This window comes from Thalassomonas sp. M1454, from assembly GCF_007097525.1.
Classification (GTDB): Bacteria; Pseudomonadota; Gammaproteobacteria; order Enterobacterales; family Alteromonadaceae; genus Thalassotalea_A.
The window spans coordinates 564,801-590,963 of sequence record NZ_VKDD01000002.1 but is presented as its reverse complement, the minus strand read 5'-3'; the positions used below and the strand labels follow the sequence as shown (position 1 = coordinate 590,963).

20 protein-coding genes are annotated in these 26,163 nt (G+C 36.5%); 7 read left to right on the top strand and 13 right to left on the bottom strand.

The features are described from left to right. The first annotated feature begins 21 nt into the window (after positions 1-21). The 3 genes from sthA (at position 22) to FNN08_RS04500 (ending at position 3,151) form a co-directional block, all read left to right on the top strand. Positions 22-1,452, top strand: coding sequence for a Si-specific NAD(P)(+) transhydrogenase (gene sthA, locus FNN08_RS04510; protein WP_143583554.1), 1,431 nt, complete (start codon positions 22-24; stop codon positions 1,450-1,452). A gap of 222 nt (positions 1,453-1,674) precedes the next feature. After that, positions 1,675-2,001, top strand: coding sequence for a DUF3302 domain-containing protein (locus FNN08_RS04505; protein ID WP_143583553.1), 327 nt, complete (start codon positions 1,675-1,677; stop codon positions 1,999-2,001). A gap of 1 nt (position 2,002) precedes the next feature. Next, positions 2,003-3,151 (top strand): HlyD family secretion protein, encoded by a 1,149-nt coding sequence (locus tag FNN08_RS04500; protein ID WP_143583552.1) that lies wholly within the window; start codon positions 2,003-2,005, stop codon positions 3,149-3,151. 71 nt (positions 3,152-3,222) lie between these two features. Here the strand turns inward: FNN08_RS04500 and FNN08_RS04495 are convergent, their stop codons facing one another. Continuing rightward, positions 3,223-3,468, bottom strand: coding sequence for a hypothetical protein (locus FNN08_RS04495; RefSeq protein WP_143583551.1), 246 nt, complete (start codon positions 3,466-3,468; stop codon positions 3,223-3,225). 65 nt (positions 3,469-3,533) lie between these two features. Here FNN08_RS04495 and FNN08_RS04490 point away from each other — a divergent pair, with 65 nt between their 5' ends. Further along, on the top strand, positions 3,534-3,848 hold the full coding sequence (locus FNN08_RS04490; protein ID WP_143583550.1) for a DUF2007 domain-containing protein: 315 nt from the start codon (positions 3,534-3,536) through the stop codon (positions 3,846-3,848). 61 nt (positions 3,849-3,909) lie between these two features. On the opposite strand, the gene FNN08_RS04485 is transcribed toward FNN08_RS04490, so the two are convergent. Both FNN08_RS04485 and FNN08_RS04480 read right to left on the bottom strand, forming a co-directional pair. Beyond that, positions 3,910-4,161 carry a DUF2999 family protein gene (locus tag FNN08_RS04485; RefSeq protein WP_143583549.1) on the bottom strand — a complete coding sequence of 84 codons (252 nt, stop codon included), beginning with the start codon at positions 4,159-4,161 and terminating at the stop codon, positions 3,910-3,912. A 25-nt stretch (positions 4,162-4,186) separates the two neighbouring features. Next, the gene (locus tag FNN08_RS04480) at positions 4,187-4,432 is read right to left on the bottom strand and encodes a hypothetical protein (RefSeq protein ID WP_143583548.1); all 246 of its coding nucleotides are present in this window, start codon (positions 4,430-4,432) and stop codon (positions 4,187-4,189) included. A 98-nt stretch (positions 4,433-4,530) separates the two neighbouring features. Here FNN08_RS04480 and FNN08_RS04475 point away from each other — a divergent pair, with 98 nt between their 5' ends. Next, a complete protein-coding gene (locus FNN08_RS04475) occupies positions 4,531-4,743 on the top strand; it encodes a DUF1653 domain-containing protein (RefSeq protein WP_143583547.1) in 213 nt (70 codons plus the stop codon). 96 nt (positions 4,744-4,839) lie between these two features. Here the strand turns inward: FNN08_RS04475 and FNN08_RS04470 are convergent, their stop codons facing one another. Both FNN08_RS04470 and FNN08_RS04465 read right to left on the bottom strand, forming a co-directional pair. Next, on the bottom strand, positions 4,840-5,811 hold the full coding sequence (locus FNN08_RS04470; protein WP_185962563.1) for an NAD(P)H-quinone oxidoreductase: 972 nt from the start codon (positions 5,809-5,811) through the stop codon (positions 4,840-4,842). A gap of 64 nt (positions 5,812-5,875) precedes the next feature. After that, positions 5,876-6,145, bottom strand: coding sequence for an acylphosphatase (locus FNN08_RS04465; protein ID WP_143583545.1), 270 nt, complete (start codon positions 6,143-6,145; stop codon positions 5,876-5,878). A gap of 91 nt (positions 6,146-6,236) precedes the next feature. Between FNN08_RS04465 and FNN08_RS04460 the strand changes: the two genes are divergently transcribed. After that, positions 6,237-7,427: a class I SAM-dependent rRNA methyltransferase gene (locus FNN08_RS04460; RefSeq protein ID WP_143583544.1), complete on the top strand. Its 1,191-nt coding sequence runs from the start codon at positions 6,237-6,239 to the stop codon at positions 7,425-7,427. Positions 7,428-7,528: 101 nt separating this feature from the next. Here the strand turns inward: FNN08_RS04460 and FNN08_RS04455 are convergent, their stop codons facing one another. The 3 genes from FNN08_RS04455 to FNN08_RS04445 all read right to left on the bottom strand — a co-directional run bounded on the left by FNN08_RS04455 (position 7,529) and on the right by FNN08_RS04445 (position 12,671). Further along, complete coding sequence (locus tag FNN08_RS04455; protein WP_143583543.1) at positions 7,529-7,843, bottom strand: PilZ domain-containing protein; 315 nt, start codon at positions 7,841-7,843, stop codon at positions 7,529-7,531. Between the two features lie 292 nt (positions 7,844-8,135). Continuing rightward, positions 8,136-12,089 (bottom strand): ATP-dependent RNA helicase HrpA, encoded by a 3,954-nt coding sequence (hrpA, locus tag FNN08_RS04450; protein ID WP_260679266.1) that lies wholly within the window; start codon positions 12,087-12,089, stop codon positions 8,136-8,138. A 153-nt stretch (positions 12,090-12,242) separates the two neighbouring features. After that, positions 12,243-12,671: a CBS domain-containing protein gene (locus tag FNN08_RS04445; RefSeq protein WP_143583542.1), complete on the bottom strand. Its 429-nt coding sequence runs from the start codon at positions 12,669-12,671 to the stop codon at positions 12,243-12,245. 540 nt (positions 12,672-13,211) lie between these two features. On the opposite strand from FNN08_RS04445, the gene FNN08_RS04440 reads away from it, so the two are divergent. After that, positions 13,212-13,562 carry a DUF3718 domain-containing protein gene (locus FNN08_RS04440; protein ID WP_143583541.1) on the top strand — a complete coding sequence of 117 codons (351 nt, stop codon included), beginning with the start codon at positions 13,212-13,214 and terminating at the stop codon, positions 13,560-13,562. Positions 13,563-14,039: 477 nt separating this feature from the next. Here FNN08_RS04440 and FNN08_RS04435 read toward each other — a convergent pair whose 3' ends face one another. The 5 genes from FNN08_RS04435 to recC all read right to left on the bottom strand — a co-directional run bounded on the left by FNN08_RS04435 (position 14,040) and on the right by recC (position 26,158). Continuing rightward, positions 14,040-16,262: a winged helix-turn-helix domain-containing protein gene (locus FNN08_RS04435; RefSeq protein ID WP_143583540.1), complete on the bottom strand. Its 2,223-nt coding sequence runs from the start codon at positions 16,260-16,262 to the stop codon at positions 14,040-14,042. A gap of 231 nt (positions 16,263-16,493) precedes the next feature. Next, entirely contained in the window at positions 16,494-17,003 is a 510-nt protein-coding gene (locus tag FNN08_RS04430; protein ID WP_143583539.1) for a DUF3087 family protein, read from the bottom strand. Positions 17,004-17,051: 48 nt separating this feature from the next. Then, the gene (gene recD / locus FNN08_RS04425) at positions 17,052-18,959 is read right to left on the bottom strand and encodes an exodeoxyribonuclease V subunit alpha (protein WP_143583538.1); all 1,908 of its coding nucleotides are present in this window, start codon (positions 18,957-18,959) and stop codon (positions 17,052-17,054) included. Next, positions 18,952-22,668 carry an exodeoxyribonuclease V subunit beta gene (gene recB / locus FNN08_RS04420; protein WP_143583537.1) on the bottom strand — a complete coding sequence of 1,239 codons (3,717 nt, stop codon included), beginning with the start codon at positions 22,666-22,668 and terminating at the stop codon, positions 18,952-18,954. The genes recD and recB overlap by 8 nt, the downstream gene beginning before the upstream one ends. Next, the gene (gene recC / locus FNN08_RS04415) at positions 22,658-26,158 is read right to left on the bottom strand and encodes an exodeoxyribonuclease V subunit gamma (RefSeq protein ID WP_143583536.1); all 3,501 of its coding nucleotides are present in this window, start codon (positions 26,156-26,158) and stop codon (positions 22,658-22,660) included. Before recC ends, recB begins: the two co-directional genes overlap by 11 nt. Positions 26,159-26,163: the final 5 nt, after the last annotated feature.

The following is a 26,163-nucleotide window of genomic DNA, read 5'->3' as shown; positions in this document are numbered from 1 at the left end:
CCATGGTTAAAGGCATTTACATTGGCTAACAAACAACAAAAATCTGACACACAAAACGCTTCCTATGATTTTGATGCAATTATAATTGGTACAGGCCCTGGCGGCGAAGGTGCAGCGATGAAGCTGTCTAAGCTTGATCAATCAGTAGCTGTTATCGAGCGCTATAAAAAAGTTGGCGGTGGTTGTACTCACTGGGGCACTATTCCTTCTAAAGCTTTGCGCCAATCAGTAAGTCAATTGATTCAATATAACTCAAATCCTTTATTTGCAAATATTGAAAAGCCAAAGCATTTAACTTTCCCAGATATCCTTGGCCACGCTTCATCTGTAATCGATAAACAAGTACGTTTACGTTCAGGTTTTTATAACCGTAACAGAGTAACTAACTTTCATGGCCAAGCTGAGTTTGTTGATGCGCACCATGTAAAAATCACTTTAGATGATGGTTCAATTGAAGTAATTAGTGCTAATAGCATTATTATTGCTACAGGCTCACGCCCTTACCATCCTGACAATGTTGATTTTAGTCACCCTCGTGTTTACGACTCTGACAGCATTCTTTCATTAAAGCACGATCCTAGACAAATAATTATTTATGGCGCTGGTGTTATTGGTAGTGAGTACGCTTCTATCTTTAGAGGCCTTGATGTTAAGGTCGATTTGATTAACACCCGCGACCGTTTATTGTCTTTCCTTGATGATGAAATGTCAGACTCTTTAAGTTATCACTTATGGAATAACGGCGTAGTTATCCGTCACGGTGAGCAAATAGAGCGTGTTGAAACTACCGATAATGCAGTAATAGTGCATTTAGACTCAGGTAAAAAAGTGAAAGCCGATTGTTTACTGTTTGCTAACGGACGTACTGGTAATACGGCAGAGCTTAATTTAGCTGCAGCGGGGTTATCTGCAGATGGCCGTGGCCAAATTAAAGTAAACGGCGCTTATCAAACTGAAGTTGAAAATATTTACGCGGTTGGTGACGTTATTGGTTACCCAAGTCTTGCAAGTGCTGCCTACGATCAAGGCCGAATTGCTGCAAGTGCCATTATTAATAATGGCAGCGTAGGTAAACTAATTGCTGATATCCCAACCGGAATTTATACCATTCCAGAGATCAGCTCTGTAGGTAAAACCGAATTAGAACTTACTGAGGCTAAAATACCTTATGAAGTTGGCCGTGCACAATTTAAACATTTAGCGCGCGCTCAAATTGCGAATAGTTTAGTTGGCTCTCTTAAAATATTATTCCATCGTGAAACCAAAGAAATCTTAGGTATTCATTGTTTTGGTGAAAATGCCGCTGAAATTATCCATATCGGTCAAGCAATTATGCAACAGAAAAATGGCGGTAACACCATTGATTATTTCGTGGAAACAACATTTAACTACCCTACTATGGCTGAAGCTTTCCGAGTGGCAGCACTAAATGGTTTAAATCGTTTATTCTGATAAAGAGCTGTTAATATAAATAATACTAAGGCGCTAATAACCATTATTAGCGCCTTTTTTTATCTGCCATTGTAATTGTTAAACAAATTGTTGTCATTTTTATATGTGAACTATGTAAGTTCACATAGGGTTTTATAAAAAATAAAATTAGTATATTTAACAAGAACATACTATAACTAAATATGATGTTAGTTCATTCATTATTTAGTTAAAGGTTGTCGTATGCTTGAATATTTCGCACTATTTTTAGTTTTTTTTGTTCTCCTTGTTGTATTTTACGGAATTATTGTTGTCCATGAAATTCCCTATGAAATGGCAGTAAAGAACAATCACCCGCAAAAACAAGCCATACATGTTGGTGGCTGGATAAGTTTATTTACCGTAGGAGCTATTTGGCCATTTCTTTGGATATGGGCAAATTTAAAATATGACGAAAACGGCAAGCTGAATAATTCGTCAAAGGGTGAAATAGATAAACTAACCAATGAAGTTGACTCTTTAAAAGCTGAGTTAAATACAATTAAGCAACAATTAAATAAGGAGAGCTAAGATGGACTTACTGATCATACTCACCTATACCGCTATTTGTATCTGTGTTTTTAAAGTATTCAATTTACCGCTGAACAAGTGGACAGTACCAACTGCCGTACTTGGTGGTGTTGCAATATTATCCGCCATTATGTTGCTAATGAATTACAACCACCCTTACGCTAAATATGCTAAAGACTATTTCATTACTATACCGATTGTGCCACAAGTAAGCGGAACTGTAGCAACAGTAGATGTTGAGCCTAATGTTAAGGTCAAACAAGGTACTATTTTATTTACTTTAGAAAATAGCCAACAACGTATCGCTTTAAAGCAAGCAGAAGCTGCTTTAGCTGATGAGCAAAATAATGTACTGCAAAAAGATGAATCTTTACTTGCTGCTAATGCAAAAGTAAAAAAGGCTGAGTCTGAGCGCAACCGCAGTAAAGCAAGTTATGACCGCGTTAAAGAAGCAAATGATAGTGCAGGCGAAAATTCACCATTTTCTCAACAAGAAATAGAAAACAAATACAACTTCTACTTATCTGCAGAGGCAACATTAGATGCAGCAAAGTCAGAACAACGACGCATTAAATTAATAACCGAATCAAAAATTCAGGGTGAAAATACAAAAGTTGCGCAACTACTTGCCGCTAAAGAAAAAGCTCAATTAGATTATGATCGAACTTTTATCAAAGCACCTGTTGATGGCATGGCGTCACATATTGCCATCAGGCCGGGAACACGTGCAACAGCCCTACCTCTTGCACCAGTGATGACTTTTATACCGACAGAGAAGAGAAGAATTGCTGGTTTATTCTTTCAAAATTCGGTTAAAAGGTTAGAGGTTGGTTCAAGTGCTGAAGTAATTTTTGATGCTTTACCAGGACAAGTTTTTACCGGAAAGTTAGTGAGTGTTATGCCGGCAATGTCTGAAGGACAAGTACAAGCGGTTGGTTCATTGATGTCAGCAAATAACATAATGAGACATGGATTCGTTATCGGGGTAATCGAATTAGATGAAGACTTAAATGAACATAATCTACCACTTGGCGTGCAGGGCCAAGCGGTGGTTATCAACGCTGAGCATGATATTTTACATGTATCTTTAGTACGAAGGATCTTGTTACGTATGATGGCATGGTTAAAATACGTATATCCAATCAAGTAAAATTATTCAATATAAAAACAAAGGGTTACTTTAACTAAGTAACCCTTTTTATTTGCTATAAATAAAATAGCCTAAGACTTTTCTAAATTATTCTTTTCTGCGTAATTTAAATAAAAACCAACCGCAATAAATATCAAACCGATAACAGGGTTAAAACCTAATAAATTATGGCCTGCTCCCACAGTTATAACAACATTGCCTAAAACCGAATAGCCAACTTTATTGCTCGCAGCTACTTTTTTGCTAATTAATAAGCCCGCAGATACTAAGGAATAGATGGCTATAATAGTCCACAAAGGCATTGAAAAGTCGAACATATGATTTCCTTTTAGATACTAAAGTATATAGTTAATAATATATAAAAATTAGTGAAGCTCAAATTATGATAAAAATATACTGTCATGAATCAATTATCAATGTACATCATCTAAAAAATTATTTAGAAAGTTCAGGTGTTGTTACGGTCTTAAAAAATGAATCACTAACATCTTTAGCTGGTGAAGTCCCAAGCTTTGAATGTTGGCCACAATTATGGGTTGAAGAAAATAAAGCTCAGCAAGCGTCAAATCTTATTGCTGAACTGAAATTACAACAATCTGCCATTACCAACGCAGAGCCTTGGTATTGTAAGACTTGTAATGAAAAAATAGATGCTGAATTTGAATTGTGCTGGCAGTGCGGAGGATTAAAGCCTTAGGCACGGCTTTAAAGTTAAAGTCTAAACCTAGTTAAATTTAGACTTTAACAAAATAAACGAATTACTTACCTAACTTACTCTTAGCCTCTTCTACTTTAGAAAAATCTAAGCCAAGCTCATCCACAGCTTCTTTGATCAAGTCAGGGTTAGTCATAATTGTCATCATAAGCTCTTGTAACTTTTCAGGAGCAATTCCTAAGCCTTGAATAACAGCCATAGCCATCATAGGATTTTCGGTTAATGCTTGAAACAACTCACTAATTTTTTCGTCGCTAATATTTAATTCTTTTAAAGTTTGGATAATTGGGTTCATTTGATTTCCGCTATAATTGATAGTTTTATGTGTTTGGCGTAGGTATTACAATCATTTCTTCGAAATAACTTTTCCCATGCTCTGCGATAATTTGTAAGTTTGCACTGCTTGATGAAATAGCTAATGCCTGAAACTTATCAAAGTTTGATAAGTATTCAAAAATTGTTTGTGCAGATACCTCTTCGCCTAAGACGGCAATCAGTGTAGCAATAACATTATAAGAAAAATTTATTTTATCTTTTTCAGTTATCTCTACTTTTTTACTACTCATGGCTTGGTATACTCATATTTTAAGATAATTTATATATATGGACACTGAGCTATTTATCAATAGCTCGCTATAGATAAATTGAAAATAGCAGGATAAATATGACAATTGAACTAGGCCGATACCAGCATTTTAAAGGAAACTTTTATCAAGTATTACATCTAGCTAAGGATAGTGAAACAGAGCAGGATATGGTGGTATATCAGCCTTTATATGGTGATAGAGGGATCTGGGTAAGACCTCTAAGTATGTTTACTGAAATAATTGAGCGCGATGGTAAAACCATGCAACGCTTTAAAAAAGTGGCCGAATAATCCCCTCTCCTTACTTATCTGAAAACATCTCAATATAAAGTCAAAGGCTTTAAAACCTTTGACTTTCAATAAGATTAAAAAGATTACAGTACTAACTTAAGCGATAGTTAAAATATACTTACCAATATTTTTATTGGCAGCCATTAAACTATGTGCTTTATCGGCTTCTAGCCAAGGAATAACTTGTTCAATTACAGGTTTTAATTTACCTGTATCGAAGTCAGATAAAAACTTGCTTACAAAGTCGTTAACTAGCTTGGCTTTGTAATCATCAGATCGATTTCTTAATGTTGAGGCATGTAAGTTGATTCTCTTGCCTAAAAGCTTAGCAAAATCAACAGGCTCACTAAACCTTCCGCCTAACATAGCGAGCATGATAATGCGGCAATCTAAACCTGCAACGTCGATGTTTTTATTTAAATAATCGCCACCAACTACATCTAAGATAACATCAAAGCCTTGTTTGAAATTCTCTTTCTTCCAGGTAACAAAGTCTTGCTCGGTATAAATAATGATATTATCTGCGCCAAACTCACTACAGGCTTGTGCTTTTGCATCATTACTTACCGTCACCGTAACATTACAACCAATTGCTTTTGCTAGTTGAATCGCCGCACTGCCCACACCACTTGCCCCGGCATGGATGAGTACGTTTTCATTAGGTTGTAAATTGGCTATGGTGAATAAGCTTTGAAATGCTGTAAGAAAAACCTCAGCTATTGCAGCGCCTTGTTGGTAATTTAAGTGATCGGGTAACTTAATTAAATGTTCGCTATTAATCGTTGCATACTCGGCGTAACCGCCACCAGCAACTAAACCTAAAACCTTATCGCCAACGCTCCAATTACTAACACCTTCACCTATTTCAACAAGCTCGCCACAAACTTCAAGACCTAGAATAGGCGATTCGCCTGGCGGTGGTGGGTATTTTCCTGCTCTTTGCAATAAATCGGCACGATTTACACCAATAGCATGGATTTTAATTAAGCACTGCCCAACTTTAACTTCAGGCATAATAGTTTCATTCACAAATAACTGCTGTGAATCATTAATATCAATAAACTGCACGTGGGTTCCTAAAAATTGTTTACTTCTACCAATTGAGATAAGTATGATTTCTATTGGTATTTTATTAACCAATAGAAAAATGATTGATGTCTTTAGGATTTGTAGGTGTTATTTCCACGGCTTCAACGTCAGCTTCTTCCGGCCCTTGCTCTAACCATTTCAGCATTTGTTGAACGTTATCGTTATCACCACAAACCATAACCTCTACACTACCATCATCTTGATTGTGTGCATAGCCACTTAGGCTGAGATCTATGGCCTGATTTTGTGCAGAAGCTCTAAAATAAACACCTTGCACTGTACCGGTTACCTTTGCGATATAGCAAACTTTCATATCTAATCCTTTGTTATTGTCGCCTGATTGAATCTACTGTCCGCAACGCGTACAATCAGTGCACTTTTTCATTCTCAATAGAAATAATAGTATGTCCGCTAGAATAGTGCTAAACCCAAGTCGAGAAAAATCTCTGCTACGTCGTCACCCTTGGATTTTTTCCAAAGCGGTAAACAAAGTAATTGGTAATCCATTAAGCGGAGAAACTATAGATATATATGATAGTAAAGGAAATTGGATTGCAAAAGGTTCTTACTCACCTAATTCACAAATAAGGGCAAGAGTTTGGACTTTTAATGAAAAAGAGGCAGTCGATGACGAGTTTTTTAAAAATCGAATTGTTGCCGCACAAGCACTTAGAATGAAACCAATAGCCGATGGTGGCTTAACAGGCTACCGCTTAATTGCTGGTGAGTCGGATAATTTACCTGGTGTAACCATAGATATTTATGACGATATTATCAGTTGCCAGCTATTAAGTGCTGGGGCAGATTTTCATCGCCATGCTATTTTCCGTGCTTTACAAGAGCTTTATCCTCAATATTCTATATATGAACGCTCTGATGTTGATGTACGTAAAAAAGAAGGTTTAGGCTTAAGTAAAGGCTGGATAGCTAATGAAAAAGAGTCTACCGAAGTAACAATCACTGAGCATGGCGTTAAAATTAAAGTTGATGTTGATAAAGGCCATAAAACAGGTTTTTATTTAGATCAACGAGATTCTCGTTTAGCAGCAGGACGTTATGCAAAAGACAAAACCATTTTAAACTGTTTCTCTTATACCGGAACATTTTCATTGCATTGCGCTAAAGCCGGTGCCCGCGAAGTAACCAATGTCGATGTATCACAAACGGCCCTTGATTTAGCTAAAGAAAATCTAGCTCTTAATGGACTAGAAGACTGTAACGTTAACTTTGTTAAGCAAGATGTATTTAAGTTATTAAGACAATACCGTGAAGAAGGTAAAACCTTTGATATGATCATTCTTGATCCACCAAAATTTGCCGAATCTAAAGCGCAATTAAACGGAGCTTGCCGTGGTTACAAAGATATTAATATGCTTGCCATGCAGTTACTTAATAAAAACGGCATGTTATTTACGTTTTCTTGCTCAGGTTTAATGGAAGCAGGATTATTTCAAAAAGTGGTTGCCGATGCGGCGTTAGACGCAAGACGTGAAGGCCGAATAGTTGAGCGTTTACAACAAGCGGCAGACCACCCTATTTCACTAAATTACCCGGAAGGATATTACCTAAAAGGTCTGATCTGCCAAATGGATTAGAGTAGTAAACTTAAAGACGCAAGCAGAAACAATAAAGGCAAACGACTAATTACTTAGGTTTGCCTTTTTTATTTATAATCTGTGCTAAATTGCCATTAGTACTATTTGCAATCAAGGATTTCAACGGCAAGTAAATATAACTCATCGCTTTCAACTTCACAGCGCTGTACCTTACCGCGACAATGCATTAGCGGCACAGATATTTGATCGTCACAATCAAGGTGTATTTTAATCAGTGTACCAACGTCTACCGGGTGACTAATTTCTAAAGCAACCCCTGTTTCACTTATATCACGGCAATTAGCCGAGACTTCTAAATTATTTTCATCGTCAATCAGCGTAATGGTTAACTCTTGATTGACCATGGTGCGAAAGCACGCTCTTCCTTCATCAAACCCTTGCTTAAAGTCTTGCATAGGTACCTCTAAATGAATATTAATCTATGGCTATTAGCATTTAATACCAAGTCAATTAATTAACCGCTCATTTTTAATGGTTAAAATGAATAACTACTGCGTTATAAAATTTATAAGTAGAATAACTACTTACTAAATTTTATGCCTTGTATTTATCCCTTTTTCCTCATGAAAAAGTAGAGCTCTTAATTAATGGAATTGGTATAACATAACTTTTTATCACTAATAAGCATATATATTTATAGGGACTAAGCTGAGTTATGTCAATTAAATCAGATAAATAACAACTAGACTACGACTCTATTGCGGCGATAGCATTTTTAATGCGTTTTAACGAAATAGGCGCTGATGTGCCTATATTTTGCGCAAATAAAGACACCCTAAACTCTTCCAACATCCAGCGAATATCAAGCACTTCCCCGCTTATAGGTTGATTCTTAGGCTGTTGATTAAGCAACGCTTTATATAGATCAGTGGCTTTTTCGACATCAATTAATTTTAATCTGTCTTGATTAGGATCTATCGGCAGTTTTTCCATACGGCGCAACACCGCTTTTAAATACCTGAGGATATGATCAAGTTTATCTACACCACTTGCGCTAACAAAACCTTTAAACACCAAAGCGTCTAATTGCTGTTTAATATCGCCATGGGCTTGAATGACATTAAGGCCAATACTGCCTTTCATTTTTTTGGCTATGTCGTGGCGCAGTGATAATATTTGCTCTAGCTTTAATGCACTCGCTAACACCTTATCAGCAATTTCAGCTCGAATTAAATCACGAGCTTTATCAAATCCAGCTTTATCGTAAGGTAGCTCACCACTGTCTTTAATTAATTGCTGAGCACAACCTTCAATACAATCATCAAGTAAATCACTGATTTTACCAAATGGATTAAAATATAAGCCTAACTTGGCTTTATTCGGTAACTTGGTTTCAAGATACTTTATTGGTGATGGAATATTAAGCAGTACCATTCGAGTTACCCCCCTAAGCATTGCTTGCTCAGCTTGGCTTTGATGCTCGAATAGTTCAATGGCAACATCTTTTTTATGATCGACCAACGCAGGAAACGCTTGAATTGTTATATTAGCCGCTTTCTTTTCATAAGATTTTGGAATGGCTTTAAAATCCCATTCTTTAATATGCTCTCGCTCAATACCTTTATCAGCAACCTGCTTAATCGACTCCTTAACTTTACCTTGTAGCTCGTCCTTTAATAAACTTAGAACTCGGCCCTGTTTAAGTAACTTACCTTTATGGTTAATCACTTTAAAATTCATTTTTAAATGTTCAGGTAAACTTGACCAATCAAAGCAATCTTGAGGTAAACGAACCCCTGTCATACGTAAAAGTTGTTTTGCCATGGCATCAGTAATACTGCCAGTACTTGCATCAATCGTATCAAAACAAGCCTGAGCATAATTAGGCGCAGGGACAAAGTTTTTACGAAGCTGTTTAGGTAAACTTCTTATTAACGCTGTTATTAGCTCTAACCTTAATGCCGGAATTAACCAATCAAAACCTTGCTCATTAATTTGATTTAGGATACCCACAGGAATATTAACGCTAATACCATCATCAACATCACCTGGGGCAAAGTTGTAAGTTAATGGTAGTGTCAATTTATCTTGCTGCCATGTAACCGGGTAATCTTTGGCGCTAAGCTTTTGATCTTGTTTAAGTAACTGCTCTTTTGAGAAGTTTAAAAGCTCAGGGCTTTGCTTCTTCGCTTTCTTCCACCAGCTTAAAAAGCTTGCCTGACAAACCACCGTTCCTGGAAGTTTATCTAAATAAAATTGTACTAAGTCATCCTCTTCAACCAGAAAGTCTTTACGTCTGGCTTTATCTTCTAAATCTTCTATCTGCGCAACTAAGTTATTATTTTGCTGTAAAAACTTTTCGTTAATATTACTATCGCCGTGAACCAGTGCCTCGCGAATAAATATTTCTCGACAAGCAACAGGGTCTATTTTTGAAAAGTTAACCGCCCTTTTAGCAACGATGACTAAACCGTAAAGGCTAACTTGTTCAAAGGCAGCAACCGCACCACGCTTTTTCTCCCAATGGGGCTCGGAATAATTACGCTTCAGCAAATGCTCGCTAAGCTCTTCAATCCAATTAACATCAATTTTGGCGCACATACGCGCAAATAAGCGGCTTGTTTCCACTAACTCTGTGGCCATTAACCATTTAGGAGACTTCTTGGCTAAACCAGAGCCAGGGAAGATGTAAAACTTACTTCCCCTAGCCCCTTTATATTCTCGGTTTTCATCTAAATTACCTATATGACTTAACAGTCCCGATAAAATAGATTGATGTAAGTGATCGTATTTTCCGTCGTCTTTAGGTTTATCTGAACTAGGCTTATCATCAGTGTTTACTGCAACAGTAAATGACATATCAAAATCTGGCCAGCTCCATTTATTTTCAATAAACGTCTGCTTAAGTTGATTGAATATATCTTGCCACTCACGAATTCTTAAATACGAGAGGTATTCTTTCTTACACATTTGCCTAAACTGATTACTGCTTAGTTCTTTTTGTTTTTGTTTTATATAAAGCCATAAGTTTAATAGGCTAATGTAGTCAGAATCTTTATTTTTAAAGCGATTATGGCTTTGATCCGCAGCTTGTTGTTTTTCCATTGGTCGCTCACGCGGATCTTGAATACTCAATGCAGCAACAATGATAGCCACTTGCTGAGCGCAACCATTTTGCTCGGCACTAATAAGCATTTTGGCTAAACGCGGATCAATAGGAAAACGAGCTATATTACGTCCCGTCTGAGTAAGCTTAGGTAAGTCCGTTTTTGCCGATTTTATTGCGGCTATTTCTTCTAATAAGCGCATACCGTCGGTAATATTACGATTGTCAGGTGCTTGTACAAATGGGAATTTATTGATCTCCCCTAAGCCAAGAGACAACATTTGCAAAATTACTGTCGCTAAATTGGTACGCATGATCTCTGGATCAGTAAATTCTGGTCTAGATAAAAAATCTTCCTCACTATATAAACGAATACACACACCAGCAGCAACACGGCCACAACGACCTGAACGCTGATTAGCACTTGCTTGGGATATAGGCTCTATAGGTAATCTTTGTACCTTAGTACGATAGCTGTACCTTGAGATACGGGCTGTACCTGGGTCAATTACATAGCGTATTCCAGGCACAGTAAGCGATGTTTCAGCAACGTTAGTTGCAAGCACAATATTACGCCCACGATGCGGGGCAAAAATCTTGTTTTGCTCAGCAACCGTTAATCTTGAAAATAATGGTAACACTTGCGTATCACGAAAGTTTTCTTTGTCTAACGCCTGCGCTACATCGCGAATTTCGCGTTCACCATTTAAAAATACTAATATATCGCCAAGTGGTAAGTTATCTAGTTGCTCAATGGCCGAAATAATACCGTTAACATAGTCACCATCAATGTCAGATAAAGGCTGGTATTGGATCTCAACAGGATAAGTTCGACCAGAGACTTCGATAATTGGCGCATTGTTAAAGTGTTTAGAGAACTTCTCTGGATCGATCGTTGCTGAGGTAATGATAACTTTTAAGTCAGGACGTTTAGCTAATACTTGCTTTAAATAACCTAAAATAAAATCAATATTCAGGCTGCGCTCATGAGCTTCATCAATAATAATTGTATCGTATTGACGCAACAGACGGTCTTTTTGCATTTCGGCTAATAAAATACCATCGGTCATTAACTTGATGTAAGTATTGTCACTTACTTGATCGGTAAAGCGTACCTTGTAACCAACTAACTCACCTAATTTGCTATTTAATTCCTCTGCGATCCTTGTCGCTACTGTCCGTGCTGCAATTCGTCTAGGTTGAGTATGACCAATAAAGCCTTCAACGCCCCGCCCTAATTCTAAACAAAGTTTTGGGATTTGTGTTGTTTTACCTGAGCCAGTTTCACCAGCAATGATAACTACTTGATTAGCTTTAATGGTTGCTTTTATGTGCTCAGCACTTTGACTAACGGGTAACTGCTCGGGATAGCTAATACTTGGAATGGCATTAATGAGTTGCTGTTTTTTTGCTATGGATAACTCAATCGCTTTTGCAATACTGGCAACAGCGGCTAATTGTTTATCACTATGATTGATTTTTTTACTGTTGTGTAAGCGTTTTTTTAATAAAAAATGATCGCAGCGCCTAACTTTTCTAAGTTGTTGAAATAGAGGATCATATAAAGATTGGATATCGTTAGAATTGCTAGACAAAATGTGCTCAAAAGACGTTTATAAATGAAAATCGATTTTAACAGCTCTGCTTATAACATTAAATATAGAGAACAATTAATTTTTAGTGCTTAGAAAACAAAAAGACAACTGATGCTGTCTTTTATTTAGATTGATAAATTTTACTAAAATATTTTATCCGGTTTTAGTAGTTACATGAAAACTCTGCTTGATCGAGCAATCAATAGCCTTGAGTACATTATTACGACTAATAGTGCCAAGTAATGAACCGTCATCACCAACAACTGGATATACCTTAGGTTTTGCCTGCAACATGGTTTGAGCGAGCTCGACAATACTAGTATATGGTTTCATGGTAAGTACATCAGTTCTCATTAATTGGTCCACAGAACTTACGTGCTCACTGTAATAACCTGTCTCTAGCATTTTTGCTAAGATATCTGACTCAGATAGAAAGCCAACTAACACTCCTTGTTCATCAGTTACTGGACCACCTAATTGTCCAGAATTAATAAGTAAAGAAGATGCTTCTTCAATTGCCATATCCGCTTTAAACGTAACAGGATGGGCATTCATATAATCTTTTACTTGCAGTGATTGCATATCATTATCCCCAAAAATTAGTAGTCATTGTTATCTTGCATGTGTATTTACTTAAAGATTAGCGCAAATAAAAAAAAACAAAAGTAAATAATGGATTAATACCAATAAGTTACAAAAGAATTTTGTTTTCATAAGTTTTTAGCTGCTTATAACAATCTCGTACTCCCAACATTAAATTAACTCTAAATGTATAAAGAAAAATAAATTCACTGGTTATAGCTAAAAGCAATGCAAGTACTTATGCAGAAATAATGAATTTAAATACAAGGTTAAAAATATTTATTTAGTGATATTTGCCTTTAAAGATAAATTCTTTCTATTTTTTTAAGAAAAATCTACACATTTCCACACACTCCACACAACTTAGCACATAAATGATTGATTCTTAACAATTCATATAGATATTAAATAGCTATTCATCATGTTTTCATCAGGTTTTAAAGAACAAATAAAGCTTTAATTAATGTGTTCCAGCAGCAATAACAAATAAAAAAATTTAAACAAACAAATTAATTAGACACATATATAGGAAGATAAATTATGAATACTTATAAATTACTAGTAACTACAGCAACTACAGCTTTAATGTTAGGTTCAATTAATACAGCATCAGCAGAGGCAGCAATGTCAAGTTATATGGAAAATGCTTTAATCGATGTTTGTGTTGCAGCTAAATCTAATAACACAATTCGTTTTAACAAAACGGTTGATAGCTACCGCTTAAAAACTAAAACAGTGGCATTAAAAGTTGTTTGTAACGGAGAGAATATTGCAGATTTTGCAGCAAATAACGGTGCATACAAAACATCTGATAAATTAAATGATAGTTTAGGTGGTGTAAGTATTGAAGATGTTGCATTAAACAATGAAAAAATCTTTGTTAACTTCTAATCATTAAAAACTAAATTAAATAAAAATCACCATCATTGAGATGGTGATTTTTTTATTTATGCGAAGTAATACCATTATCATTAATTATGTGAAGGCATTTAATGATTGTATAGACTCCTAATGATGCCTTTTAGGCTTTAAAGTGCGATTTATATAATAACCCCACTCTTATCCAATATCATTGTTAAATATATCATTGCCACTAGGTAGCCTTTTTGATTTTTATAAATGGAGTCAATAAGCAGAAACTTAATAGGATTGATAATTCACCTTAGCTTTGATTAAAGGCTAAAATACAATTTGAGCTAACTTAATTGAATCTAAGCCTGTATAGTTTAACCAAAGCCTGCTGTAAGGGACAACCATATAAATAGATCAGAGCAACAATTCATTGCCTGCTATTGATAATATTAGCTATAGCATTAACTAAGTACCTGCTTTTTATGAGGAGCAAAGGATAGAGATAGGATCACCAACTTATTTAACGTTAAGAGCGGCACGTTGCAAATTTAGAGAATGGTCAATGTGATTAACCCATTGCTCAAATAAAGGGTTGTTTTCGAGCTGTTTAATAGCTGGATGCGGACCAGTATAGACATCATTATACCAATGTAACCAGCCATCATTTAAGGCAAGGGAAAGCTGCTCAGAAGCTAACTCTTTATCTCCTAACGCTAAAGATACGATCACATCACTAATACCATAGCCTAAATAACCTAAGCGATTATTATCGGCGAAATACTCAGGTAATGACCCTGCCAAAGCCATTGCTTTTTTGTCTTCACCAGTAAGCGCTAGCAGCCAAATATAATCTACCTTTTCATTTATATAATATTTATTATTAATTAAATTAAAGTTTGGATTAATGTTTTCAAGTAAGTTTTTATAATAATCTTTTGCTTGCATGTAATCCCCTTGCAAAAGCAAATTACGCGCATAGATAAACTGGCTATCAATATCACGCTGCGCTTGTTTACATGCCGTATTAGCTTGTTCATATAAGCCTTGTAACATTAAAAGCTCACATTGTTTTTTATAGGTTAAACTAAGGTTTGCAGTGATTTCTTTGGCTTGATGTAACTCAATTGATTTTTGTGGCAAGTTTAAAAAATAATAGCTATCAGCAACCTGATCTTGCAGCTGACTTTTAATTTCTTCATCAGTAATAGTATTAACGATATTAATTGTTTTAGTAAATGCACCTATTCCCATTTGTAACTCAATAAGAAGTTGATACAGTTCAATATCTTGGGAGTAATTATTAATGTATGACTGGATCAGATTAATTGCTTGCTTGTTTCTATTTTGCGCACTGTGTAGCTTAGCTAGTTGTAGTGTTGCTCGCTGATAATTAGGTTTTAAATTAAGTGCTAAGTTATATAATTTATTGGCAGAGCCCATTTCGCCTTTAAAAAAATACAAATCAGCAAGTAAAGTTAAAACTTCAGGGTTAGTGCTATTAATAACATCTAAATCTTCTATTTCTGCTATTGCTTGCTCAAGGCTAATAACATTATTTTGCCAATTAATAATTGTATCTACGCTTAAATACACAAGATTCTCTTGCTTTAATAATTTCAATTTATCCAGCAGATTATTAATAATGGCTTTATTTTCATGATTTAAACCACGCGGGTGAATACCATCAACTAATAAATAACTTAACACAAGCTCCGCTACTACATTAAACTCTTTGGGGTAAATAACCGATGCATTCTCGAGCATATTTATGGCAAGGTTGATGTTATTTTTTGATCCTATATATCTTAGCTCTTTCGCCTGATGTACTAATAAAGCCGCTTGTAAGCTTTTTAATGAAAGGTTGCTCAGATTTAGGTTATCTTTATATGCAACTGTCATAAAGTAATCTATGGTACTACAAATATTGTCAACTAATTGATGCCATTCACCTTTTGGCCCAGCAAACGATTGACTCCAAAGTACATTACCATTAGATGTATTGATAAAATGTAAATTTACTTTATATTCGTTTTCAATCTCTTTAACTCCGCCGCCTAAAACAAAATCAGCACTATTTTCATCGTTTTGCTCTGTATTAGTTTCGTTAAGGTTAATATTAGTTGCGTCAGAATTACTCAATGTGGTTATCAATTGCTCAGCTAAAACTCTTGCCACCATTGCACTTGAAGGTAAGTTATCGAACGCCTCAAACCTATCAATTTTTAAATTGATAGATTTTGCTACAACAGGCCTATCATCAACAAACTGAAAACCGAGAACCACTAATAAAGCGAGTATTGCTAGCAAAGCGATAACAATAGCGGCAATTGGATTAATGAACTTGTTTAGCTTATTAACCACACCTACATTGTCATTATTAACAGCGTTTGCTTCAGTTAAAGGCTCGTTAGTTATTACTTCAATATTGTCATACTCAAGGATATAACCGTGCTTGGGGATGGTTTTAATAAATTTATGAACTCGCCCGGTATCACAAAGTTTTTTTCTTAAAACAGAAATGGCTCGAGTGATCACTTCATCTGAAGCAAAGCGTGTTTGCCAGACTTTTTCGGTTAATTCCTCTCTACTGACTACGCGATTGGCATTAGTGATCAGATATACTAATACCTCCATGATCTTAGGCTCAAGGTGGGTAACAAGGTCATCGCGTTCAATAGAAGATTTATCTGGATAAATATGCCAATCTTCTAGGGTAAATTTTACGTCAGGCTCTAGCACAAGAATTCCTTTAGCGTTTCTTAAGAGCAAACGAGCTTATTTCAATAAGGCTAAAATAAGGCCGCTATGAACGATTGTTATTATTATGGATGCTGAAAATCATTTTTTGATTACTAAATAAGTTTAGTGAATTTTTGGGCGAACGCCATTGAAAGTGGGCAAAGTAATGAAAGGTATTATTAACTTTTTTAGTGAAAAAATTAATAATACCTACAGTTTCAATTAGTTAATCTAAATAGCTTGAATTAAAGCTTGCTCATAAAGATCAACATTAATTGTAAGATTATATTTATTGATAAGCTCCTCGAGCTTTTGCTTTTCAATATTTAATGATGAAACAGTGATGGTGTTATCATCTAAATGATAAAGTTGACTACATGCTTGATAGTAAAAACTCAAAATTATTAGCGCATTTACATCTTGCTGATCAAAGGCTATTTTTTTTACTTTTGCCAGTTTGCGGTGAATATAATTAATTTGTTTCTTTAACTCCCATACGTATAACACCTCACTCATAAAGATATGATTTTTAAAGTGGTTTACTAATGAAAGTACAATAATAAAAGCGACACCTACACCTGAAAAATTAAACCAAAAGTTATCTGCTTCCGGTGAGCTAAATAAGCTAATAAACAATTGCCCTAAAAGTACGGCTAAAACCATAAAGCTTGCAATAAAAGCGACGATAACCACATTAAAATGCTTACGATAACGAGCTTTGTCGATTTGTTGTAATTTCATTTTTTTCCTAATAACTGATAGAACATTAAAACTAACCTTAAAATTCGACTATTTTAATGAGTTAAATAATCGTTTTGTTAAACCTGATGCCCTTGAGACTTTGGTTTTAACACCGTTGTACCACACATCTTTACCAGTAAATATTTGTAGATGGCTTTTTGCTCTGGTAATACCGGTATATATAAGCTCGCGAGATAATAAACGATTATTACCTGTATTGGGTAGTATTAAAGCGACATTATTAAACTCTGAGCCTTGGGTTTTATGAATTGTCATCGCGTAAACCGTTTCAAAGCTAGGTAAACGCGCAATAGATAGTGCTCGATATGAATCACCATCAGCAAAGTAAGCCATTAAGCGACCTGTGTCATCTTTAAACAGCAAACCAATATCGCCGTTAAACAAGCCAACACCATAATGATTCTGGCTGATCATGATAGGCTTGCCGTGATAAAGTTCACTATTAGCCGAAATGCAATTTTGTTTGGCTAGTTGCTGTTCAACTAAGTTGTTTAAATTTTCTAAACCGTATTCACCTTCGCGGCTAGGCGCAAGAATACGGAAATTTTCTAAGACGTCAAATGCTGTAGCAACCGAATTTGCCTCAAATATAGGCGCATAATAATCATTGGTAAGTTGTTTTACATAATCATCTAATGTTTTGTTATCAACGAAGCTTAGCTCTTGGTTGCCTTGCTCATTTAAAAGCTGCCAAGACTGCTCAGCCTCACCTGCAATGACTAACTTAGCAATTTTACCAATACCTCCCTCGCCAGAGAAACGTCTACTAAAGGTTAGGTAAGTTAAATAATCAACACTAAGGGCTTGCTCAAAATCAGGTAATTGCTGACTGCTAACTTGTTCAATAAAACTTTTATTAGCTAGGCTGTATTGCGTTGTTGGCCAAGGAGCAAGGTCTGCTAAAACACTACCGGTAGCAACCGATGGCAATTGGTCAGCATCGCCTAACAATATGACCTTAGCGTGTGTAGGTAGTGCTCTAAAGATACGAGTCATCATTGGTAAATCAACCATTGATACTTCATCAATAAGTAACACATCGCAGTTCAGTTTATTGTGTTGATCATGTCTAAAGTTCGGGCTATTTTTTATAACCCCAAGCAATCTATGTATGGTTGAGGCCGTACTTGGGATCAAATCTAAAATATCTGGATTTATATCGCCATTGTCTTTAAACGAGTTTACTGCAGCTACAATTGACTCAGTTAAGCGCTGAGAAGCCTTACCTGTTGGCGCCACCATAGCAATATTGGCCGTTGGCTGTTGCATTAACAACCCAGCTAAGAGTTTAGTTACGGTATAGGTTTTACCAGTACCAGGGCCGCCAGCAATAATGGCAAAGTTTTTATTTAATGCATTAGCCACACTAATCAACTGCCAATCAATGTTTGCATCAAGGTTGCCAAATAAATGGTTGATAATCTCGTTTGTTTTGGCTATGTCAGCACGATTTACTTGCTTTATTTTATCATTGATAAAACAAGCGAGTTGCTGTTCAAACAACCAATAGCGACGCAGATACAAGTGTTCAAACTCTAAAACAATCATAGCTTGCTCACTGTTAACATCAGCAAAATAAGACGTTAATAATTCTAATAAACAGGTTAAATCAGGAAAAAGGAACCCTGATGCAAGCTTTAAGTTTTCACTAGCAGATGCTAATGCCCTACCTTGGTTAATGTCGCTATCCTCTTCTTGCCATAGCGTATTATTAGCAATTACGGCAAGATCTAAACAACTATGGCCATTACGCTGACTTTCGCTTAGTGCTAAAACAAGATGAAATAAAACACAGGTATCTTTTTCATTTAGCCGTACAGGGCATTGTTTTATAACAGATTGCGCCAAATAATAATCAATTGCTTCAATACCTGATAGTGCTTGCTGTGCATCGTTGAAGTTTTTATAAACCAACATATTATCTAAATTACTCATTATTAGCTCCAGCAGCATCAAAGCTATTTGAGGTTGTTACGCCAGAGAAAATAGCATCAAGCTGCTCGAGTATATCCTTGGTTAAGCTTTGGTAGAAAACCCCATAATAACGGGCTTCATTTGCATTATTAACACCTTGATTATTTGATGTCATGCCACGTAAATATAAATAATAAACACCACCAAAGTGGCTCTCTATAGCATAATCATCAATTCGAGTTTGCAAATAGCGGTGCAATGCCAATGAATAAATCAGAAATTGTAAGTCATAAAAATTAGCGACTACATGCTCAGCTAAAGACTCCGGGCTATAATTAGCAAAATCATCACCTAAATGGCTAGATTTATAGTCACTGACAAAGTATTTGCCACTATCAACAAAGATCAAATCGATAAAGCCATGCATCATACCTTTTAAGTGCCCAAAAGCAGGTAAATCATGATTAACTTGCGCTAACTGAGCCTTACTTAACAGCCCTTGCTGACAAAGCGATTGCCTAAATTGTTGTAAAACCTTTTTCAAGCGTACAACATCAACATGCTCCATAGGAAAGTAAAATTCAGCTTCTCGTAGCGTTGCACTTTGACTAAGTGTGTTTAATGCTAGGCCTTGGTTATTCAAAGGAGCCTGCAAGGTATCATTTAACCAAGCAAAGACATCTTCAGAGCTAAAATTTTCTGGTAACGAGCCAAACTTAGTTAAATTAACCATGGCATGTTGTTGCCAATTAGGATTAGTAAAATCAATTCTCTCAAAAATATCATGTAATAAATTACCGGTGCGAGCGCCCTTTTCAAAGGCAAAACGTATTACATCTTTTTTAAGTGGCGCTGCCAAATTAACTAAATCGATATCCCTATCTCGCTCTGTTTTACCACCATGAATAATATTGCGAGTTAAAGCCGAGAAAGAGCTTAACCACCAGTCGCGTTCAATTTTGCCTTTAAAATCAGCGCAACTATGCTCTTCTTCACTTTGCTTAGCTACATACGCTATGCCAGTAAATTCATCGCCTTGTAGAGTGTGTACGGCAATGGCACTGGGTGCAGCGTCAATTAACGGCTGTAGAGCTTGAGTAAAGTCACCTTTAACTGGCATCTTGAGGGTTTGCCCTAGAGGAGATAAGTGATAATCTTGCGATTTATAACAAGCTAAATAACATCTATGTTTCGCTCGAGTGATAGCTACATACAATAAACGTATGTCTTCAGCATAGCCTTCACTTGCCATGCGAGCTCGACCATCATCATTTTCACCTAAATGTACTTTCAGCTCGCCTTCATCATCGTGATAGCGCAGCACTTCTTTATCAACCTTGGCAAATTTAACTGGGTTTTTATGGCTAGTGGCAAAAGGTACAAACACTATAGGGTATTCAAGACCTTTAGAGCCATGTTGAGTAATAATTTGAATAAGATCAGCATCACTTTCTAAACGCAGCTCAGCCTCACTTTGCGCCGGGTTTTGACATTGTTCAACTAAATACGCTAACAGCTCTTGCGGTTGTTTTAAACGCTGGCTAGTAGTTTGTAATACTTCAAACAGATGAATGATATTGGTTAACTTTCTTTCATTATCTTTAAGTGCACCAGGGTAATGGTTATGCAACAGATTAAGCGCCATTGCCATAAAACCACGTTTAAACCAAGTTAGCCCTAATTGGTTAAACTGGTTACGTAAATCTTCCCATTCGCGTTCATCATTTTGCACTTTAAATAAACGTTCACTGTTAAAAGCAAAATAAGGGCCGGCAAGTGCAGTTATAAATGCTCTGTCATCTTCAGCGTTAATAATGGCATTAAGGACTACAACAAAGTCTTTGGCGATATCACTGGCAAATAATTTTGACTTTTGTGACTTATAAACGCTAGCTAAACCAAGCTTATTTAGCCCTGTTTTTATTACATCGGCTTCACGGCCATCACGTACTAAAATAGCAATATCACCGGCTTTAACTAAGTTAGCGCTATCAGCGTTAACTAATTGAGTACTTGTTAGTAAACGACTAATTTCGCCAGCAATCCAATCGGCGATTGCTGCTCGATAATCGTTTTTAATGTATCCATGGTGTAGATAATCATCAGGCGCGTTAAAATCAATAAACTGTAGAGCTTTAAAGTTGTGCTCACTACTTTGTTCTACCAGTTGCTCTTTATCTGCCACAGGTGACGGTTTAACTGGTAAATAGTTAATACCAAAACCAAATACATCAACATCGCTTATTTGATTTTCTAGCTCTGAATGCTGGGCAGTTGCTTGTCCGTAAAACAGCTGATTGTAACCCGCTATCATATTACTAGCAGAGCGCCAGTTGGTATCCATCATCCATTGTTGATCTACTTTTTTACCGGCGCTTAAATAGGTAAAAATATCTCCACCGCGAAAGCCATAAATAGCTTGTTTTGGATCGCCAATTAAATACAAAGCGGTATTTTTATGTTCATCATTTAGCCCTTGTTCAGAGCTAAAATAAAGCTGGCGTAAAATACTAAATTGTTTTTGGTCAGTATCTTGAAACTCATCAATTAGGGCAATAGGATATTGCTCAATTAAAGCATTAGTAAGTGGCTTATCATCGCTTTTTTGCTCGTTTATTAACGCCCGTTCAAGGTTTGAGATCAAATCATCAAAGTTTAACATGCTCAATAACGACTTTTGCTCAAATACTTTGTTTTTTATAGCTTTTACGGCCTCGACAACAAGTTCATAACTTGCTATTTTTGGTAACGCGTTACCGATACCTTTGAGTTTTTTAGCTAATTGTTCACAAGCTGCAAACGAAACTTTAAGCTTGTCTTTATCTGCAGACGTTTTATAACGAGGGCCGTTAATAAACTTAAAATCAAAGCTAGATTGCTCGAGTTGTTCAACACTAAAGTTAGCTAAAGACAGCTCGGTTAAATCAATCATCAGTTGTTCAAATTCAGCAACGCGAGTCTCCCTTGTCTTACCTTTTTTATTATCAATTAACTCACTATAAATTAATGCTTCTGCACTTAAAATATCTTGTTTAGCCTTAGTAGCAAGTGCCGCAAAAGATCGAATTAGACTTTGTTCATTGGTGATGTTCGGTAAGTGCTCATCATAGAGTAAGCTTTTAAATTTAGAGATAAAATCATCGGGTGTTGGCCAATACTCTACAAACATTTTATAGCGATCAACATCTTCGCTTTGCGCTAATAAGCGATAATAATCTTGCGTTGCTTGCTCAACAATTTCATTGTCGTCTGCTTCCATTTTCGCATTAAAATTCATACCTGAAGCAAACGCTTGTTGTGAAAGCACTCTTTTACAAAAGCCATGAATGGTATAAATAGCGGCTTCATCTAAATTAAGTAATGCACTTTTGATCAGTACTTTAGCTTCTGTTGCTGTTACCTTTTGGCCAAGTAAATAAAAGAATTCATCGTTTTCATTTTTCGTGAGTTCACTCCAATTAGCCAGAGTATTTCTTAAAAACTCATCAATGCGGCCTCTGATCTCCTCAGTAGCGGCTTTAGTGAATGTCATCACTAAAATATTTTCAGTACTAATTTTACGCTCTAACAACATGCGTAAATAAATACGAGTAATATTGTAAGTTTTCCCCGTACCAGCACTCGCTTCTATTAAATGTTTACCGTAAAGGGGCAATAGCTGTGCTTGTAAAGGCTTAGCGGGCTGCTCTTTAGCGCTATCTGCGTTATTAGAGATATTATTAAGACTCATGACTAGGCTCCTCAGAGTGCCTTGTAGCAGCTATTACATCTAATAAAGCCGACAGCTCTTGCTCATTCATACTCAAATTTTTGAAAAGCCCCTGATAAAGCTCTCTTATATCCGCTTGATATTCGGATATTTGTGGGCAATCAGGCCAAAAGTAACTAAGGTAAGGATCGCTGTTTATCCCAGCATTGTAGTCATCACTGCGCCACATCTGCTCAAACTCACTCTGACTTATATCATCATCAATATACATGCCTGCTCCACGACTAAATTTCCACAGTAGTGTTTTGGCAATATCACTATTGAGCAATTTAGGGGCAAGTAAGTTGCTTTGATAATGGGCTAAAATAGTGTTTAGTTTTGTTTGTGCATCTTCGATAAAGCCAAAACTTACCGTTTGTAACTTAGCAACTGTTTTACTACTTGCTTCTTTAATAAAAAAGCCAATACTGCTTACTTCACTTTGCGGGTAAAGGCTACAAACCAGAAGATGCTTAAGGTATAAGCCGGTTAAATCTTTAGCCTTAACGCTGGCATTACGCTGACTAAATTGCATAATGTGTTGCTTATTTGTATATAAACTCAGGTTATCCTCAATTAACCAAGGCTGAGTTTCAGCCGTTTCGTTATTCGCTGCGAGCTCGACGGTTAACTGATAATTCTTACTAAGATCTTGCTCTAAGACCTCTATCTCTTGCGCAGTTAGATTCAATTGAGTTAAATAGCTCGCCTTTTGATTAATAACCGCAGCAGAAAAATCAGCCATACTTGCCTGCCAGGTTGCTAAGGTATCGGCAAATACTGGATTATCGGGGAAATCACCCGATAATAACGCCTGCTGATTTATCGCCTCAAGCGTAGTGCTGTTTGTATTTTTACAGCCAACTTCATGTTCAAATATCTGCTGCTGAAATAAGTACTTATCTAGATAATTAAAGGTAAAAGGTTCAACATCGGTTAGTTGTTCATCTTCTTTGTTAAAGAATAGTTTTAAACGTTGCTGAGCAAATACTTGCGCAGGGTTTGTTAAAAAGCGATTAAGCTGGTCTAAAGAGATATTAAGTGACTGCTCAGCGGGTATTTCTAACTCGTTTAATTTTGCTTGCTCAGGATTTAACTCTGCTGCTAGCAAACCTAAATCAAGCCACTTTTGATCAAAGCTTTGATAAGCAGTGTCTTTGGTAAAATTATCACTAGAAAATACTTGTAATGGTAACTGCCTAAGTTGCGAGTTTTTATTCTCGCGCGTAAAGTCCCACTGATAAGCATTAGTTAAGTAATCCATTAACTCGCGCAGCACAATAGAAGGCTGACGTTCATTGTTATTACGAATATCATTGCCTTGATAACTTAAATAAAGATTATCGCGCGCTGAAATTAACGCTTCTAAAAACAAATAACGGTCATCACCGCGACGTGATCTATCCCCTGCTTGTAACTTAGTCATCGACATAAGATCAAAACCTAAAGGCTGTCTTTGCCTTGGGAACTCACCATCATTTAAACCAAGTACCGCCAACACTTTAAAAGGAATTGAGCGCATAGGTAACATCGAGCAAAAAGTAATTTGGCCAATCATAAACTGCCGGCCAGGATCAGGCTGAGAAAAATGACTGTTTAAATACTCGCGCACAACCGCAAGATCTATCTCGCCACTGTAACCGGCTTGGCTACAATAAAGTGCTAAAGACTCAATCGCCTGATTAATGATCAATAAACCATTATCGCCATCATTATCTAAAAACAACTGTTCAATAAACTTTTGCAGAGTCTCTTGCCACTGTGTTGCGGTTTTGGCTGTGTTAAAACTAACATTCATGGTTTTAAGTTGTTCACAAAGCAATAGCAACTTGCCAAGGACAATTGCATTACTGCCTTCAACCCAAGGTAGCATAAGATCATCATTAACTATGCTGTGTTCATCGCCGTAAGCAAAACCATGTAATAAACGATCTAAGCCTTGTTGCCACGTAAATTGCTGATTTGAATCATTGCTAGCAAGTACTTTATTTTTATGCTCACTGTCTATGCCCCAATGAATGTTAGCTTTATCTAGCCAATCGCTGATCAATTCAATATCAGCTTCGGTTAAACCAAAGCGCATTTGCAGTGGCAATAAGCGTAAAAAGCCAAGAATTTGACTGACACTAAAACGGCTATCCGGTAATGATAACAACTCACTAAAGGCAGCAACTAATGGCTCAGAGTCTTTAGACACCCTATCAGCGATAGAGCATGGTAATGGCGGTATCGATTCGCCAATATTTTCCCAGCCACGCACAAAAACAGAATCTATATAAGGCGCATATTGCTCTATTTGTGGACACATCACTAATACGTCTTTAGGAGTTAGTGAGGAGTCATTATTAAATTGGTGCAATAGGTAATCATGCAAACCTTGTACTTCTCTTAATGCACTATGTGCTGAAGTAATGATGATGCTGTTATCAATAAATGGTGTTGGCGCAGTCCTTTTATCCGCTAAGGTTAAGATATCTTTTTGTACTTGCTTAAGCACACTAGGTTTTACTGATAAGTCATCATTAAGTGCTTGTTCGTCAAACAACTCATCAAAAATAGGTATTTCAATATTAGGTGCATTATGAAGCAATGACAGAAACTCGCGGCCTTGTTGGCCTAAATTAGCCAATAAAGGATTGGCGCTATCATCTTCAACCGCATCTTCTGGCCACTTATCAATTTGACTTAAATAACCCTGTTTTGCTTTAACTTTATCGGTTTTTATATCGCCCCAATACTCATAGCATGGGTTTAAATGATAAAAGTGAACATCAATTACTTCGGATAAAGAGGTTAAGAAATCAATCCACATAGGAGCAAGCGCATTGATGCCAAAAATAGACACTCGTTTGGGCAGTAAATGTTTATTAGATTCGATATTATCTTGGGCTATTTTAAATAGCTCAAGCGGATTATAAGCCGACTCTTGTTGTAATAAGTACCAAATATACCCTTGCCATTTACCTTGTTCACTGGCGTGGTGGTCAAATTCAGATACGCTAGCACCTTTTGCCCAAGCATCTATCCACGTTGGACGGTAAATTAAATATTGCTCGTATAAATCGGCTAATTGCACCGCAAGTTGAAAGCGCTTTAGTGCATCGCTATTACCGTTTTTGCACCAGTAATTTGTCGCTTGCAGGCAATCATGATTAGTGCGGACCTGCTCACTCTGTAAAAGCTTATCGATTCGCCATGATAGTACTTCACGGGAATATGGAGATTGTTCTGGCACTGCTTCGCCGCAAAGGGTACGTAGCTGTTGCCAAAGAAATTGCGCCGGCAGTACAAATTTAGCGTTCATACTAATGCCCATAATCTCAGCTTGCTGCATATTAAGCCAATGCTGCATCCCTGGGTTTTGTACCAATACCGTCTCTTGCTCAAGCACAGGTAATGTAGAGGTTTGCTGAACTTTAGCAAATAAAGTAAGCAAGTCTTCCATGCGATTAGCGGGGTAAATATAAATCAAAGCAA